Genomic DNA, 16,307 nt, shown 5'->3' with positions numbered 1-16,307 from the left:
GAAAAGAAAGGCCCCGACGCCTCAAGGCGTCGGGGCCAGTTGAAGGGTCCGCGCCATCGTGCGCGCGGAACCGCCGGGAGAAAAACGTCGGGGCACCGCCCGGACGTCACCATGCTGGGCCAGCGGGGCTGTCCGCTCCGTGACGGCGGGATGAAGCCTGGGTCAGAACCGTAGGGCCGTCGGCCGCTGCCGATTGTGTCTGGCCCTTCACGCACCCCCCCTCCGGACGGTATCCTGTTCCCGCCGCCCGGAGATGAAGCCCGAACCATGCGCAACCTCCTCCACGCGACCGATCGCGACCGCCTGGTTGCCCATCTTCGTGGCGCCTTGGTGCGGGAGGTGACGGTCGGTGGGCAGCGGCGGATCGCGCTGGCGGAGTCCGAGACGGCGGGGTTCTGCGCCGTTACCCCCAATGCGCAGGCGGCCGAACTGCTGGCCCAGCCGGAGATCCGTGACGCCGATCCGGCCTTCGCCGATGGCGTGCTGGATTTCGTCATGGCCATGGCGGATGCGCCGCAACCCTGCCGCCGTGCCGCGCTGGGCGCGACGGAAGTGGTGCGCGACGATCCCCGTAACTTCGAAATCCGCACCCCCTTCCACCGCTTCACCGGCGACCTCTCCGTCGGAATCCTGCGGCAGGAGATGGTGGATGAGGCGGCGGCACCGGTGGTCCATACCGGAAATCTGGTGGAATTCCGCGGTGGCCGCTTTCGCAATGGCGTGGATGCCGAGGACACCATCACTGATTGCGCGGTGACGCGGGATGGCGGCGCGGTGATCCTGCGCCATGAAAGCCGCATCACCGGCAAGGTCGGCCTGCTGAGCGCCCGCAAGGCGATGGTCGGCACGCTGCGCTACGACTACGCCATCACGCCCGGCTCGCCGGTTCTGGGGCTGACCGTCACCTTCACCGCCGCGCGCCGGGTCGGCAAGCTGCGACTCAGCACCGCGCTGGACCAGCTCGGCGCCGGTGGGCTGGAGATGGCGGAGAGCCGGCTGTCCAATGGCGCGGCGGAATGGCGGGATTTCGGCCCGCCGGCGGCGGCGGGCGTTACGGTCTGGGCCGACAAGCAGCCGGTGGAACATCTGGCGCTGGGCCGCGCGGGATGGCCGGAGGGTGGTCCGACCCTGCATCTGCGGCCGGCGGCACCGGACAAGGTGATGTCGGCGAAGGCCATCGCCGCACGACCGAAGGCTCTGCACTGGCTGATCCTGCGGCACGGCCCGGTCGGGCTGCGAACCGGTGAATCGCTGGTCGTGCGGGAAGACCGGCTGCTCGCCCCGGGCCTGACCGCCGCCCATGCGGCGCGCATGATGGCCGTCGCCGGCGCCGCCGGCATGGCGGGGCTGGAGCTGGACCCGCTGCCGCCCAGCGGCGCGGCGCTGAATGCCGTCGCCACCCAGTTGCTGCTCGCCCATCGCGGCGCCTATCGCGCGGCGCTGCCAGACGCGCGGGTGACCGAGTTGAAGGGCTGGTTCGACCGCCATATGGCGGCGCTGGAGGCAGGGGAGCCCTCGCTGGCGGATCTCGCCGCCGCGGTTCTGGCGGCGGAGGCCCGGCTGCGCACCGGCGCCAAGGCACCGCTGGCCGCGCTGGTCGAACGGCTGATCGGCCTGCAGCGCCATGGCGGCGGATTCCAGGACCGGCCCGATGTACCGGCGTCGCTGGGCGGTCATGCGCTGGCCCTGCTCGCCTTGGCCCGCGCCGTGCCGCATCTGGACCCGCTGCTGCTGGCCGGCCCGATCGGGCGCGCGCTGGCGGCGATGCAGCCCGGCACGGCTGAGTTGCTGGATGCCGGCCGCGCGGTGCGGCTGGAAGGCCTGCTGCTGGAAGGCGGCGCCGCCTCCGCCCTGCGTGGCCATGCGGAAACTCTTGGCCTGGTGGCCCGCGCCGCCACCGCCGTGGCGCTCGCCGCGGAAGCGCGGCCGGAGGCCTTGCCCATGGAGACGGTGACCCAGGCCCAGGCGCTGCACCGCAAGGCGGTGGCGCTGCTGCGCCCGCTGGTGCGGCCACGCGGGGACATGCTGGTGGTGCAGCCCTCGCCCTTGGGGGGCACGCCGAACCCGGCCGGTCAGGTCGCCCTGGTGATGGGCCTGACGCTGCCCGATGCGACGATGCTGCGCCAGCCGGTGTCCGCCTGACGATGCGAAGCGCGATTCTGGCTGCCCTGCTGCTGGCCGGCTGTGCCGCGCGCACGCCGCCCCCCGCGCCGCCGACAGCGCCTCTGCCCTATCCGCCCGCCGCCGCCGAAAGGGTGCTGCGCCTGACGATCGGGGAATGGCGCGACTGGGGCGGCGTGGTGCGGGAGGCCTGGACCACCGCGCCGGAAGGCCCGGCGCCGGAATCGGACATGGCGAATTTTCCCCGCGTGCTCGCCTATTGGCGCGCGGTGGAGGATGACGAGGGTGCGATCCGCGACAATCGGCAGATCTATGCCACCGCGGTCTGGGGCATGGGCGGCACCACGCTGTGGTCGAACCCGGCCTGGTCGGCGGCCTTCATCTCCTGGGTGTTCCGGACGGCGGGGGTGGATGCGCGGGAATTTCCGCCCAATGCCACCCATTCGCTCTACCTGGATGCGCTGATCGCGGATGCCGAGGCCTATCCGGCCACCGCGCCCTTCCTGCCGCATGCGCCGGGTGACTATGCGCCGCGCCCGGGCGACCTGGTCTGCTTCGACCGCAGCCGCAACCGGCTGCGCCACTGGTCGGAACGGCGGGCGGAGGCGGGTGTACCGCGGCCGATGCATTGCGACATCGTCGTCACCACGCCGCCGGGCGCGGTGGAGGTGGTGGGCGGCAATGTGGGGGATACCGTCACCCTGACGCGCTACCCGGCGGATGCGGCGGGCTATATCGCGCCGGCGCCTGCGGGCCGGGCGCCCATTCTTCTGGTAATGGAAAGCCGCCTCGGCCGCCTGCCGCCTTTCGCGCCTTGAACAGGATTCTCGCCCACATGACCGATCTGTTTTCCCCACTGACCATCCGTGGCGTGACGCTGGCCAACCGCATCGGCATCTCGCCCATGTGCCAGTATTGCTGCGCCGATGACGGCAAGCCGACCGACTGGCATCTGGCGCATCTGCTGCAACGCGCCCTGGGCGGCGCGGGCATGGTGATGGTGGAGGCCACGGCCGTGCTGCCGGAAGGCCGCATCACGCCGGGCGATGTCGGGCTGTGGGAGGATGGGCAGATCGCCGCGCATAGCCGCCTGGCGGCCGCCATCGCCCATGCCGGCGCGGTGCCGGCGATCCAGATCGGCCATGCCGGCCGCAAGGCCAGCCGGGCGCCGGCCTGGGTGGATGAGCCGGCGACGCCGGGCTGGGAGATCGTCTCCGCCAGCAATCTGCCGATGGGCCATTTCGCCGCGCCGCGTCCGATGACGGAAGCCGAGATCCTCGACCTGCCTGCCGCCTTCGCCGCCACGGCGAAGCGCGCTTTGGCCGCCGGCTACAGGATCATCGAGCTGCATGGCGCGCATGGCTACCTGCTGCACCAGTTCATGTCGCCCATCTCCAACACCCGTAACGACCGCTGGGGCGGCGATTTCGAGGGCCGCACCCGCCTGCCGCTGGCCATCGCCCAGGCGGTGCGCGCAGCGGTGGGGGAGGAGGTGCCGCTGTTCCTGCGCATCTCCCACACCGACTGGATCGAGGGCGGCTGGAACACGGCGGAGAGCATCGAATTGTCGAAGCGCATGGCCGCGCTCGGCATCGACGTGATCGACGTTTCCTCCGGCGGCATCGACCCGTCCCAGAAGATCGTGCTCGGTCCGGGCTACCAGGTGCCGGGGGCGGAGGCGGTGAAGCAGGGCGCGGGCGTGATGGTGGCGGCCGTCGGCCTGATCACGGAGCCGGAGCAGGCCCAGGCGATCATCACCGAAGGCCGCGCCGACCTGGTGCTGCTGGCCCGCGCCACACTGCGCGACCCCTACTGGCCGATGCGCGCCGCCGTGGCGCTGGGCCGGGTGGATGCCATCCGCACGCCGCCGCAATACGACCGCGCCTGGGGCAGCATCGCGCGGATGGGCATGCGCGTGGAAACCGGCGCACCGATGCCGCCGCTGGGCTGACTCCGAGCCCTCCCCCACGCCTGCGAAGGGTTGCGGCAGCGCCGCAACGCCGCAGGCGGGTTGGGGGAGTTTGACCGCCGCCGACCTTCAGCGCCCTGCCGCCCGCCGAGGCCACTCGCCCGCAGGATGCGCCCTTGCGCCAGCAGCGGCGCTGCCATCCCAGCAGCAGCCTGCCTGATCCATCCCCCAAGACAACGCCTGCCGGGCCGCATGCCTCAAGGGCGCCATACCGCGCTGCGATGCGTCAACCGTTCTATTCGGGTTGCCAACTTATTGGGTTGGCGTAAAGTTTCCGCTCGCGATGCGAAAACGGCATGATTTTGGGGGCGGTGGGATGCGGCGGTTCAATTCGACGACCGGGTTCGCGGTTCTCCTGGCTGCCGGCGTGCTGCTCGGTGGCTGCGAAACCGTCAACCGGGCGCCGCTCGCCGCGCAGGGTGCGGGTGGCGGGGCTCTCGTCGGTGCGGGACTCGGCGCCCTGCTGGGCGGCGATGCCCGCAGTGCGGCGATTGGCGCCGGAATCGGCGCCGGCATCGGCGGCGTCATCGGCTATGCGCTGCAAGGCCAGCAGCAGGGCTATGCCAATGCCGAGCAGGAATTGCAGGCGCGCACCCAGGAGGCGCGGCAGGCATCGGCCGCCTTGCGGGCGGAAGCGGTGGCCGCCAGCAACGCCGCCAACCGGCAGGCGGCCAGCCTGAATCCTCTGCGCCAGCAGGTGGCCGCGGGGCGCGCGCTGAATGCGCGGCAGATGGAGGTGTACCGCACCGCCCAGGCCGATCGGGACCGCACCCAGGCAGCCCTGGATGGCGGCCGCCGCCAGGTCGCGGAACTGCGCACGCAGATCGAACGGCTGAAGACGGCCGGGCAGAACACCGCCGATATGGAAAAGCAGCTTGCGCAGATGGAGGCTGACAACGCCTCGCTCCTGGCCTCGCGGGACCGCATGGTGCGCGCCCTCGGCCAGGTGAATATCTGATGCCACGTTTCCTCGCCCTGCCTTTGCTGCTGCTGATCGCCGCCTGCGCCAACCAGCCCTGCGATCCCCGCGCGGATCGCAACATCCTTCAGGTCGGCAATTGCGTGCTCAGCGGCAGCTACCAGCAGCGTGTGGATTCGATGCAGGCCAGGCTCAGCCAGGCCGAGGCGGACCAGCGCCTGGCCGCCGATCAACTGGCCGCGGCCCGGAGGGGCCGCGATGCGGTGGAGGTGGAGCGCGCCCAGCTGCGGTCCGACCTGGCCAGCGAACGGCTTCGCACGACACAGATCGAGCGCGACATCGCGGCGGCCCGCGCCCGGGGCAACGTCAACCGGGACAGGCTGGCGGCGATCGAGGGCCAGTTGGCGACGCTGCGGGCGGAGCAGGAGGCCCTGCGCAACCAGCAGCCGGGACCGGAGACGCAGCGGCAGCTCGCCGATGTGCAGCGCAGACGCCAGGCCCTTGAAGGCACGTTCCGTGACATCGGCCGGGCCGTGGTCCGCGAATAGGCAGGAAGGGGCAATTGGTGCCGGGACCGGGCGAGGCAAAGCAGGGTTGTAGCGGGCGGCGCGCCTTGCTGGCCGGCGCGCTGATGATCCCGTCCATCCTGTCGCCTCCCGCCACGGCGCAGGGGGTGTCGCGCGTGGTGCGGCTGAACGAATCCCAGTTCCGTCCCGGTGCTGGCCGGATCACCTTCAGCGAGGTGCCGCGCGGCACCCGCAATCCGGTCTATCCACCCTCGCTCTATGGCGGAACGGCGCAGGACCCGACGGTGCGTTTCGGCGGTCATCTGCGCGGCCGCCGCCTGAGCGACTTCGATAGCTGCCCGCGCGGTGCCGCGCTTTCCGGCTGCCTGAGCGGCACACCCAGCGCGCCCCTCAGCATCGACGAAGCCGCGCCGCCAACCATCGTCGTGTTCGACAGCAGCCCCTCCGTCCAAGACGTCCAGCTCAGCGGCACGCCGACCTTCAATGGGCCGATCGCCATCCTGTTCAGCCGCGACGTCGCGGCGGTCGGGCTGCTCGGCGGGTACTTCAACGCGGTGAACGGCACTGCCATCACCGTCTATGACCGCCGCGGCCGGGAACTCGGCCGCACCGCCAACCGGGGCATCGGCCGCGAATTCCTGGCGCTGGCCAGCAGCGACCTCAGCGAGGTGATCGCCGCGCTGGAATTCCACCTGGTCGGCCCGGAGCCACAGGGCTTCGGGATCGACAACATCCGCTTCGCCAACCTGCGGCAGGTGGACATCCCCGGGGTGCGCCCGCCGGAGCCACCCGCCACGCCCCCCGCGGCCCCGCCGCCGCCGCCGCCGCTTCCGTCCCTGCTGCTGTAGGTCTGGCAGCCCCGCCTCATCGTCTTCCGGAGAGTTTCAGCCTTGGCCTCAGAGCGCCTCCTCACCGGACTGGAAGTCGGCGAACTCACACTGGTGCCGGTTGCCGGCATGCCGGTGGTGCAGCAGCATGAGCGGCTTTCCGCGCTGCTGTCGCGGCATCAGGCCAGCCTGGGCGACCTGTTCGCCAAGCCCGATTACGACGAGGCCGCTGGCGCGCCGATCCGCCGGATCACCTGGTACGGCGTCGCCATCCAGGACCCGGTACCATTGCGCAGCCTGGAAGGGCATCAGCGCCAGCGCGCGGAAGCGATGCTGCGGGCGCGCTTCGAGGCCCTGTTGCCGCTGCTGGCCACAGCGGAAGGCGGGCCATTGCTGCGCGCGGCGCTGCTGATCCGCGGCGAGGATGATGTGCTCTGGGGCGGCGACGCGCCGGTTCTGGTGAACTGGGGCGTCGTGCCACCCTCCGTCGGCAGCACGTCGGCGGCGCAGGCGCAGCACTTCACCGCGACGCTCGGCCGCTATGCGCCGCCCAGCTTCGATCCCTGGCGTTCGGTTGCCGCACCCCCGTCCCCGACGATGTCGGCGGCGGCGCCAGCCCCGCAGGCGGCCGGCCGGCCGGCCAGCGCCATCGCGGCGGGCGGCGGCACACCGCCAGCCCCGCCAACGCCGCCTGCGCCCTCGGCGATGGCGCCGCGCGGGGGGGGCGTGCTGCATGCGGCCGGCGCGGTGATGGCGGCGGTGCTCGTCGTGCTGCTGCTGTCCATGGTCGCCCTCGCCGCCGGCTATTATTACGGCTGGACTCGGCTGGTCGAAGCGCTGCAGGCGCAGACCCCGCCGCCGCCCGATGCCAGCCTGGACGCCGAATTGCAGCGCCTGCAGGAAGGCGTGAACGATGCCCTGCGCCAGCGCATCGCGCAGATGGAACTCGCTTTACGCGGCGACGTCTGCCTGATGCCGGAAGGCGAACTGCCGGCCCTTCCGGGGCAGGAGGCGCGGCCGGGCCAGCCGGCGATGCCGCCGCCGATCGAGCGGCAGCCGGTCGCCCCCGCCACGCCCCCGCCCCCCGGCGCGCCGGCACAGCCGGCCAACCTGGCCACGCTGCTGACCGAATCGGTGGTGCTGGTGCTGGCGCCGCAGCGGACCGCCGATGGCCGCCAGGGGCTGAGCACCGGCAGCGGCTTCGCCATCGCCCCCGACCTGATCGCGACCAACCTGCATGTGGTGGACGGGGCGGAGCGCCTGCTGGTGGTGAACCGCCAGCTCGGCCAGCCAGTGCCGGCGGAGGTGGTGGCGCGCACACCGAGCCATGAATTCGGCCAGCCGGATTTCGCCATCCTGCGGATCTCCGGCCGGACCCTGCCGCCGCTTCGGCTGGCGACCACGGCGGCACCGCTGGTGCCGGTGGTGACGGTGGGCTTCCCGGGCTTCGTCACCGGCGTGGGCGACGACTTCCAACGCCTGCTGCGCGGCGAGGAAGGCAGCGCGCCCGCCGCGCATTTCACCACGGGCGAGATCAGCGGCCTGCAGCAGTTCCGCGGCAATTCGGTGATGATCCATACCGCGGCGATCAATCGTGGCAATTCCGGCGGCCCGGTGGTCGATCGCTGCGGCCGGGTGCTAGGGGTGAACACCTTCATCCGCACCGATCGCGAAACCGCCTATCGCGTCGACTACGCCCTGCCGACAGCGACGCTGGTGGAATTCCTGCGCGGCAACAGCCTGGCGGCGGATGCGGTGGACGACGCCTGCGTGCCACTGGCCGCCGCGCCACCGCCCGCCCCTCCCGCAGCGCCGGCCCCGCCCGCCGCCGCGGCGCCCTGAGGACCGGTGATGGCCAAGCCACGCCTCCTCGCCGAGACCGGGATCGCCGAGCGCCTGCCGCAACGCGCGCTGGATGGCACCGTCATCGGCTATCGCAGCCAGCTGGTCCGGCATCTGCGCAGCCAATCGCTCGGCCAGCATGCCGACCTCTTCGCCGAAGCGACCCTGACACCGGACCGCATCCGCTGGCACACCACCCTGGAGGGCGAGCCTTCCAGCTACTCGGAGCGCGACGAGGCCGACCAGGCCAGGCTGCGCGACACCGTGGGCGCGCTGCTGGCGGATATCCGCAACGAGGCCGCGCGGCTGCGCGCCGGCAGCGACGCGCAGCGCCGGCTCGCCGAAGTGCTGGAAGCCGCGACGCGCGGCATCCTCTGGTCGGACCTCTGGATTCTCACCGAGGCGGCCGCGAGCAGCGAGTCCCGGGCGGTCGAGCATTATGTGCTGGCCGGCTGGGGCCTGGCCGCGCCGGAAGGGCGGCCGCCGGTGCCGGACCTGCTCGGCGTCTTCGTGCCCGCGGTCATGCCGGCGGCCCCGGAGCCGGAGGCGCTGCCGCCGCCCCCGGTCGAACCGCCGCCGGAACCGGCGTGGCCCTGGCCCCTGCGACTGCTGGCGCTGTCCGCCGCGCTGCTGCTGATGGCGGGCCTGCTGGCCTGGCAACTGCCCGCCTTGGCAGGGGTGCTGCTGGCCTTCCGGCTGCCCGAACCGCCGGTCTGCGTCCTGCCACCGGAATCCGGCCTGCCCAATCTGCAGGATGAGGAAGCGCGGCTGCGCGCCCGGATCGCGGAGCTGGAACGCGCCTATGCCGGGCGCGTCCTGCAATGCCGCATCGCCCAGGCACCGCCCCCACGGCCGGCACCGCCCGCGCCCCCCACAGCCGCGCCCGCCCCGACACCGGCTCCCCCGCCTGCGCAGCGCAGCGATATCGAGCGGCGGCTGGAACGCGAAGGCGTGCCACGCAGCGAATATTCGGTCTCCCTGTCCTGGGACAGCGTGGCCGATCTCGATCTGCATGTGGACTGCCCGGGCGGCGGCACGATCTTCCACGGCAATCCGGCGGCCTGCGGCGGACGGCTGAACCTGGACATGAATGCCGGCGACGCGCGCTCCACCACCCCGGTCGAGAACATCGCCTGGGATGCGCCGCCGCCGTCGGGCACCTACCGCATCCGGGTGGTCTATTACGACGTCGCCCGGCGCCGCGGGCCGGTGCCATTCCGCCTGAGGATCGTCACCGCCGGCCAGGTGCGAGAGGTCTCGGGCGTCGCCAGCACCCTCGAAGGCCCACCCCCGACGGAATTCAGGGTACCATGAGCCAGAACCGCGACCGGGCGCGCGCCGGCTTCCGCCAGCGCCCCTTCCTCATCAGCCTCGCCGTGGCGTCGCTGCTGCTGGGCCTGCCACTGGCGGGCTTCGCGGCCTGGCTCGGCGTGCAGGCGGCGCTGGCCGGCACGCCGGCGACGCTGCGGGCGAATGCCTGCCCGGTGCCGCCTTCCAACGCCGCGCTGCGGGAGGAGGCGCTGCTGCTGCGCCGCCGCCTGGCCGAGCTGGAGGGCGAGATCGCGCAGCGCCGGGCCTGGTGCCCGCTCTGCGCCGCGGTGGAGGAGGTGGATGTCGCGGTGGTGGTCGATACCTCCATCTCCATGCGCTTCCCCGCCAACATGGATGCCGCCGCCGAGGAGGCGCTGATGCGGCGGATCGTGGCCGAGGCCGGGCCGCTGGATCAGCCGGCCGGACGGCAGCGGCTGCTGGCCGCGCTGAATGCGGCGCCGCCGGACCAGCAGCGCATGGAACAGGCGCGCCAGGCGGCGCTGGCGGCGGTACAGACCATGCCGGCGCGGGCGCGGGTGCAGCTATTTTCCTATGCCAGCGTCAACCCGGCAAACCCCGCCGTGGGAACCTGCGCCGTGACGCCGGTCGGCAGCTACGAGAATGCCACCCGTGCCCGGCTGACCGCCGCGTTACGCGGGCTGCGCCCGGATGCGCAAGGCACTCCGCTGGCGCTGTCCATCGAGCGCGCCTCCGCCGCCGTGCGCAACCGGCCGGAGGGCGCGCCGGGCATGGTCGTCATCATCACCGATGGGCTGGAAACCTGCCGTGGCGACCCCTGCGCCGCGGTGCGCGCCGCGCGCACCGCCGATCCCGGCCTGCAGATCTCGGTGGTGGACATCGCGGCGAACCAGCAACTGGCCTGCCTGACGGAGACCACCGGCGGGCGCGTCTTCAGCCCCGCCGCCGGCGGCGATATCGGCCGCGCCATGGCCGAGATTCTGCGCGTGCCGCCGCCGCGCGCCTGCATTCCACGTCCGGCTTGACCCGACTTGAGGACGAAGCACACTCCCTATCATGAAAAGCGCGAACGACCTTCCGGCCCTGTCCGACCAGTCCGGCCCCAACGACGTCGCGCTGGTGCCCAACAGCGGCGTCCAGTTCATCGACCTGCCGATCCAGCTCAGCTCGGTGAACATCGAGACCGAATGGTTCGAGGAGCCGGACGGCGAAGGCCGCGTCGTGCTGCGCAGGCTGGAGGTGAACGAGGCCGACAACCGGCGCTACTATGACCGCCCCGAAGGCCGGCGCTATCCGCAGCCATCGCAGCAGGACGACCCACGCTTCTACGATTTCGCGACCAGGACGGCGCTGACGCCCTTCCTGGGCAAGTGGGTGCCGCTGCCCTTCCTGGAGGTGATGACGCCGGGCGAACCGGGCCGCCGCAAGCTGGCGCCGGGGCCGGAGAACTGGGTGCGCATCCGCATCGTCGAGCTCACGCGCCCGGATTCCGGCGGGCAGAGCCATCGCGCCGTGCTGGCCTTCGACACCGGCACCCAGCCCGCGGGTGGCGCCTATCTGGCGCCGCGCGACGGGCGATCCGGCGACTTCGTCCTCGCCTCGACGCTGGAGGAAGTGTCCTGGCTGCTGGATCCGCACCGCGATCCAGCCTGGCTGCCCGGATGGCTGGAGGAGCTGTACCGCGAGCGTGACGGCCAGGGGAACCGCATCGATCCCCAGACACCGATCGGGCTGCAACACCTGGCGGCCTATCTCACCTTTCTGGAAGTCCTCCAGGCCAGCGGGGCCTTCACCCGCGTCCGCATGCTGCGGCTGACGGAGGACCAGAACTATGTCGATGTCGACCTGGTGCTGGATCTGGGCAACAGCCGCGGCTGCGCCTTCCTGATCGAACAGGTGCCCGGCCAGGCGCGCCGGGTGACGGATGCCTATCGGCTGGAACTGCGGGAGCTGACGCGGCCGGAGGAAACCTCCGACCTGCCCTTCGAAAGCCGCGTCGAATTCGCCCGCCCGGGCTTCGGCAAGGATGACTGGTCCGAGGCCTCCGGCCGCACTGGCGCCTTCGATTGGCCTTCGCCGGTGCGGATCGGGCCGGAAGCGGTGCGGCTGTCGAGCCTCAATCGCGGCAATGAGGGGCAGACCGGGCTGTCGAGCCCGAAGCGCTACCTGTGGGACGACCGGAAGCGACTGAGCCCCTGGCGCTACAATCTGGCGACCTCGCCGGACGGGCTGGTGATCGGCGCCTTCCTCGAACATGTCAGCGAGGATGGCGCGGTGCTGTCGGCCACCGGCTCCGGCGAGATTTCCATGAGCGCGCTGTTCAGCCGCGCCAGCCTGTTCACCTTCTACCTGCTGGAAGTGCTGTTGCAGGCGCGCGCGCAGATGAACAGCTTCGCGGTGCGCGAGGGCCGCATGGAAAAGCTGGTCCCGCGCCGGCTGGTCAGCCTGGTGCTGACCCTGCCGCCGGCAATGCCTCTGGAAGAGGTTAAGGCGGTGCGCGCCCGCGCCGATGCGGCGATCCACCTGCTGCGCGACGTCACGCTCGGCATGGGGGCGCGCCCCCGCTCGCTGGAGGCGGCGGCCGAGGCGGTGCGTGAGAAGCGCATGGATATCGGCATCGAGGCCAAGCTGGACGAGGCGACGGCGACCCAGATCGTCTACCTGTATGACCAGATCTCGCAGGTCTATCGCGGCGACGCGCCGCTGTATCTGAACATCGCCGGGCGGCCGCGCACGCAGCCGGGCCAGACGACGCCGCAACCCTCGCTGCGCATCGCCTCGATCGATGTCGGCGGCGGCACCACCGATCTGGCGATCCAGACCTATGGGCTGGACCACAATGTGGTGGTGCCGACCGAGGAATTCCGCGAGGGCTTCCGCCTGGCCGGCGACGACGTGCTGGAGAACGTGGTGATGCGCCACGTCATGCCCGGCCTGACCCAGGCGCTGGTGGAGGCCGGTCTCACGCCCGAACGCGCCCGCGCCTTCGTCATCGGCACCTTTCGCGGCCCGCTGCCGACCGAGCCGGAACGGCAAGCCCGGCGCCTGGTGCTGAACCATGTGCTGGCGCCAGCCGCGGTCGCGCTGATGGCGGATTACGAGGCCTGGGACCTGCTGTCCCCGGCCGGAACCACGATGCGCACGCTGGCGGAGCTGCTGGCGCCGAGCCAAGGCGGGCGGACCGCGAAGCTGCCGCGCGACACGGCTGGCCGCGGCAACCGCGACAGCGCCGCGGGCCGTGCCAGCCAATGGCTGGAAGAACGCGCGCAGCTCGCAGGCGCCCCACAGTTCCGGCTGGACCGGGTGCGGCTGCTGAGCGAGGTCGCCGCGCTGCATGAGACAGTGCGCCAGACCCTGCGGGAGGCGCTCGACCCGCTCTGCGAGATCGTGCAGCGCTTCGACTGCGACGCCATTCTGTTGTCGGGCCGCGGGTCCCGCTGGCCGGCGACGCTGGAACTGGTGACGGGGTCGATGGCGGTGCCGCCGCATCGGGTGCATCCGATGCACAAGCACCGGGTCGGCGCCTGGTATCCCTTCCCCGACGCGGCGGGGCGGATCTCGGACCCGAAGACCACCGTCGCGGTCGGCGCCATGTTGCAGCGGTTGTTGCGCGGCGGGCAGCTCGACAACCTCGCGATGCGGGAGAAGTTCGGCACCCGCTCCACCGCCCGCTACATCGGCAAGGTCGAGAGCAATGGCCGCATCCGGCCGGAGGAGGTGTTCTTCCGGAAGGTCGATCTGGATTCGGATGTCGAGGTGGATGAGGAGCAATCCGTCACCTTCCCGGGCAACTGCTTCCTGGGCTTCCGGCAATTCGCGGCGGAGCGTTGGCCGGCCACGCGGCTGTACCGTCTTGCCTTCGGCCCCGGCGTGACGACGCAGGGCATTTCCATGCCCGTGACGGTGCGGCTGCGGCGGGACCAGAAGGCTGATCCGCGCGGCGGCGACAGCGGGCTAAAATTCAAGATCGTGGAGGGTTCGGTGATGGACCGGGACGGCAAGCCACTGCGCCGCGGCACCATCGTGCTGAGCCTGCAGACCACGCCGGGCGACGAGGGCAGCCATTGGCTGGACTCCGGCCAGTTGGAAACGCTGGACGCGATGCTGGGGATGGGCGCCCGTGGCTGACCTCGATCCCGCGACCGCCGCGCTGGTGGCGCGCTGCGAGCAGACCGAAAACGCGGCGCAGGGCGCCCTGGCCTGGATTCGCGACCACCCGGCGCGCGTCGCCCAGCAGCGCCCGGCGCTGGAACGCGAATTCCGCCTGGCCGCGGTGCAGGCGCGCAAGCTGCGCGCCGCCGCCGCCCGGCCGATGGCCGTCGGCGTCTATGGCCTGTCGCAGGCCGGCAAATCCTATCTGATCTCGACCCTCGCGCGGCCCGAAGGCAAGCAGCTGACAGCCAGCCTCGACAGGCCGCGGCCCTTCCTGGCCGAGATCAACCCGGAGAGCGACAAGGAGGCCACCGGGCTCGTCACCCGCTTCACCATGCGGCCGGAGATCGGCCCGCCCGGCTTCCCGGCGCGCATCCGGCTGCTGACCGAGATCGACCTGGTGAAGATCCTGGCCAATTCCTGGTTCCGCGACGCCCGCGACGCGGAGCTGGCCGGCTACCAGTCGCCCCAGGCGGTGACGGAGGCGCTGGAGGCGCTGCGCGGCAAGGCCGGCGGGGCCGAGCTGGGCGAGGTGGCGCAGGAAGACCTGTGGGACCTGCAGAACTACTGCGAACGGGAATTTCGCGGCAGCGATGCGATGCGGGAGACGTTCAAGGGCGTCTTCTGGGACCATGCGGCCATGCTCGTGCCGCGGCTGCCGATGGAGCAGCGCTGCGAGGTCTATGCGCTGCTGTGGAACCGCTTCGAACCCTTCACTACCCTGCTGCGGCGGCTGGTCGGGCGGCTGCGCGACCTGCGCTTCGCCCGCGACGCCTGGATGCCCATCGCAGCACTCGTGCCGAAGACCGACAGCGTGCTGAAGGTGGATTCGCTGGACCACCTGCACGACCAGAAGGCCGCGACGATCGAGGTGATGGCGGAGGGCGGCCAGCGTTGCCAGATGACGCGGCCGGAACTGACGGCGCTGATCGCCGAATTGCAGATCACCATGTCGGAACTGCCCTGGCCGGTGCTGGCCACCACCGACCTGCTCGACTTCCCCGGCGCCCGCGAACGCATGGGCCGCAACCATGCCGAGGAAATCGGCAGCGACCCCATGAAGCTCGGCCTGTACTACCTGCGCGGCAAGGTCGCCTATCTGTTCGACCGCTACGCCGATGAGCGGGAACTGAACGCCCTGCTGCTCTGCATCAAAGAAAGCAACAACCCCTTCGACAGCACCATCCGCGCCTCGATCCGCGGCTGGATCGCGCGCACCCATGGCGAGACGCCGGAAGACCGCGCGCGGGTGCCGACCTCGCTGTTCATCCTGCTGACCCGCATGGACATGCATTTCAACAGGACGCCGGGGCGGGACGAGGATGCGCCGTCGGACGACCTGTGGCAGGCGCGGATCACCGCCTCCATCGTCCAGCCGCTGTCGGAATCGCAGGGCTGGCTCGATGCCTGGCATCCCGGCCAGCCCTTCACCAACACGCTGCTGGCGCGCAATCCGGAGAAGTCGCAGTCCCTGTCGATCCTGACGGAAGACGGGCAGGAAGGCGCCTATGCGCCGGGGGTGGAGGAGAAGCTGCGGCGCTGGGGCGCGGAATTCGCCCGGCATCCGGATGTCCGCCGCTATGTCGCCGATCCCGCCCGCGCCTGGTCCGAGGTGTTTAGGCTGAACGATGCGGGCATGAGCCACCTGGTCCAGTCGCTGGCCCCGGTTTGCGTGCCGGAGAACAAGCGCAAGCAGGTCGCCAACCAGACGGATGCGCTGCGTGCGGCGCTGCGCCGCCAGTTGCAGCTCTGGCATGTCAGCGACGATCTCGACCTCCAGGAACAGCAGCGGCTGGAGAAGCTGAACCCAGCCTTGGAAGCCCTGGCGGAAGCCATCTTCGCCGGACGCTTCGGCCTGCTGCTGGGACAGTTGCAGCTGGGGCCGGGCGAGGCCGCGGAAGTGATCCTGAGCCCGACGCCGCTCAGCCGCCCGGCCACGCCACCTGCCACGGGGACCCCCACCGGGAACGCCGCCGGACCCACCGGCGGATCTGGTCCCGCCTCCACTGCCGCGCCGCTCAGCAATCTGGAGATGCTGCGCCGGACGATGCTGCGGCCGCCCAAGGCCGCCACCGCGGCGCCGCCGCCGCCGCTGCCCGCCGGCAACGACCGGACGCAGGAATGGGCTGCCAGCCTGGTCAGCGCCTGGATCGCGCAGCTGCGCCGCTTCGCGCAGGACCCGGTGCAGCGCGGCGCCTTCGGGCTGGAAGCCTCCGCCGCCGATGCGCTGGTGGCCGAGGTCATCGCCACCGCCCAGCGCTGCGGCCTGACCGACCGCATCGCCCGCCGCCTGGGCCAGGTGCAGGGCACGCTGAGCTTCGTACAGGCCGCCGCCGGCCGCGCCGCCGCCGGGGCGCAGGAGGTGAACGACCTTGTCAGCTATCTGGGCCTGATGGAGCAGGGGCGCCTGCTGCCCCGGAGGCCGCGCGCCGCCGATGAGGAACCGGAGGTCTTCACCCCGCCGCCGCCGCCCGGCGGCGAACTCGAAGTGCCGGAGGAAGCCGAGTCGGCGGGCCAGCGCTTCGGCCTCGACTGGCTGGTGGCGCTGCAGGACGCGGTCGGCCGCAATGTGCGCTCCCAGGGCCAGGGCGGTGAATTCGACAAGCAGGACAATGCCGCGGTCGGCGCCGTGCTCCGTCTGCTGGACTGAAGGACAAAGC

11 protein-coding genes are annotated in these 16,307 nt (G+C 71.6%); all 11 read left to right on the top strand.

Annotation, left to right across the window (positions count from 1 at the left end; translation table 11 throughout):
- Positions 1 to 267: 267 nt before the first annotated feature.
- Positions 268 to 2,142, top strand: a complete 1,875-nt coding sequence (locus tag ACVFYP_RS13320) for a hypothetical protein (RefSeq protein ID WP_499200670.1) — start codon at positions 268 to 270, stop codon at positions 2,140 to 2,142.
- A gap of 2 nt (positions 2,143 to 2,144) precedes the next feature.
- Positions 2,145 to 2,939 (top strand): DUF2272 domain-containing protein, encoded by a 795-nt coding sequence (locus ACVFYP_RS13315; RefSeq protein WP_499200669.1) that lies wholly within the window; start codon positions 2,145 to 2,147, stop codon positions 2,937 to 2,939.
- Positions 2,940 to 2,956: 17 nt separating this feature from the next.
- Positions 2,957 to 4,072: an NADH:flavin oxidoreductase/NADH oxidase gene (locus tag ACVFYP_RS13310; RefSeq protein ID WP_499200668.1), complete on the top strand. Its 1,116-nt coding sequence runs from the start codon at positions 2,957 to 2,959 to the stop codon at positions 4,070 to 4,072.
- 334 nt (positions 4,073 to 4,406) lie between these two features.
- Complete coding sequence (locus tag ACVFYP_RS13305) at positions 4,407 to 5,048, top strand: YMGG-like glycine zipper-containing protein (protein ID WP_499200667.1); 642 nt, start codon at positions 4,407 to 4,409, stop codon at positions 5,046 to 5,048.
- On the top strand, positions 5,048 to 5,557 hold the full coding sequence (locus ACVFYP_RS13300) for a hypothetical protein (RefSeq protein WP_499200666.1): 510 nt from the start codon (positions 5,048 to 5,050) through the stop codon (positions 5,555 to 5,557). The genes ACVFYP_RS13305 and ACVFYP_RS13300 overlap by 1 nt, the downstream gene beginning before the upstream one ends.
- 17 nt (positions 5,558 to 5,574) lie before the next feature.
- Positions 5,575 to 6,384, top strand: coding sequence for a PEP-CTERM sorting domain-containing protein (locus ACVFYP_RS13295; protein ID WP_499200665.1), 810 nt, complete (start codon positions 5,575 to 5,577; stop codon positions 6,382 to 6,384).
- 42 nt (positions 6,385 to 6,426) lie between these two features.
- Positions 6,427 to 8,205: a S1C family serine protease gene (locus ACVFYP_RS13290; protein ID WP_499200664.1), complete on the top strand. Its 1,779-nt coding sequence runs from the start codon at positions 6,427 to 6,429 to the stop codon at positions 8,203 to 8,205.
- A 9-nt stretch (positions 8,206 to 8,214) separates the two neighbouring features.
- Entirely contained in the window at positions 8,215 to 9,519 is a 1,305-nt protein-coding gene (locus ACVFYP_RS13285; RefSeq protein ID WP_499200663.1) for a DUF2135 domain-containing protein, read from the top strand.
- On the top strand, positions 9,516 to 10,520 hold the full coding sequence (locus ACVFYP_RS13280) for a vWA domain-containing protein (RefSeq protein ID WP_499200662.1): 1,005 nt from the start codon (positions 9,516 to 9,518) through the stop codon (positions 10,518 to 10,520). Before ACVFYP_RS13285 ends, ACVFYP_RS13280 begins: the two co-directional genes overlap by 4 nt.
- Before the next feature lie 31 nt (positions 10,521 to 10,551).
- On the top strand, positions 10,552 to 13,623 hold the full coding sequence (locus ACVFYP_RS13275) for a virulence factor SrfB (RefSeq protein WP_499200661.1): 3,072 nt from the start codon (positions 10,552 to 10,554) through the stop codon (positions 13,621 to 13,623).
- Positions 13,616 to 16,297, top strand: coding sequence for a virulence factor SrfC family protein (locus ACVFYP_RS13270; protein WP_499200660.1), 2,682 nt, complete (start codon positions 13,616 to 13,618; stop codon positions 16,295 to 16,297). Before ACVFYP_RS13275 ends, ACVFYP_RS13270 begins: the two co-directional genes overlap by 8 nt.
- Positions 16,298 to 16,307: the final 10 nt, after the last annotated feature.

The sequence above is a fragment of the Roseomonas sp. F4 genome (genome assembly GCF_053891155.1).
This window is presented reverse-complemented; position numbering and strand designations above follow the sequence as displayed.

Bases quoted from the DNA above. Each gene is read 5' to 3' on its own strand.
- ACVFYP_RS13320 (WP_499200670.1), top strand. From the start codon at position 268: ATGCGCAACCTCCTCCACGCGACCGATCGCGACCGCCTGGTTGCCCAT.
- ACVFYP_RS13315 (WP_499200669.1), top strand. From the start codon at position 2,145: ATGCGAAGCGCGATTCTGGCTGCCCTGCTGCTGGCCGGCTGTGCCGCG.
- ACVFYP_RS13310 (WP_499200668.1), top strand. From the start codon at position 2,957: ATGACCGATCTGTTTTCCCCACTGACCATCCGTGGCGTGACGCTGGCC.
- ACVFYP_RS13305 (WP_499200667.1), top strand. From the start codon at position 4,407: ATGCGGCGGTTCAATTCGACGACCGGGTTCGCGGTTCTCCTGGCTGCC.
- ACVFYP_RS13300 (WP_499200666.1), top strand. From the start codon at position 5,048: ATGCCACGTTTCCTCGCCCTGCCTTTGCTGCTGCTGATCGCCGCCTGC.
- ACVFYP_RS13285 (WP_499200663.1), top strand. From the start codon at position 8,215: ATGGCCAAGCCACGCCTCCTCGCCGAGACCGGGATCGCCGAGCGCCTG.
- ACVFYP_RS13280 (WP_499200662.1), top strand. From the start codon at position 9,516: ATGAGCCAGAACCGCGACCGGGCGCGCGCCGGCTTCCGCCAGCGCCCC.
- ACVFYP_RS13275 (WP_499200661.1), top strand. From the start codon at position 10,552: ATGAAAAGCGCGAACGACCTTCCGGCCCTGTCCGACCAGTCCGGCCCC.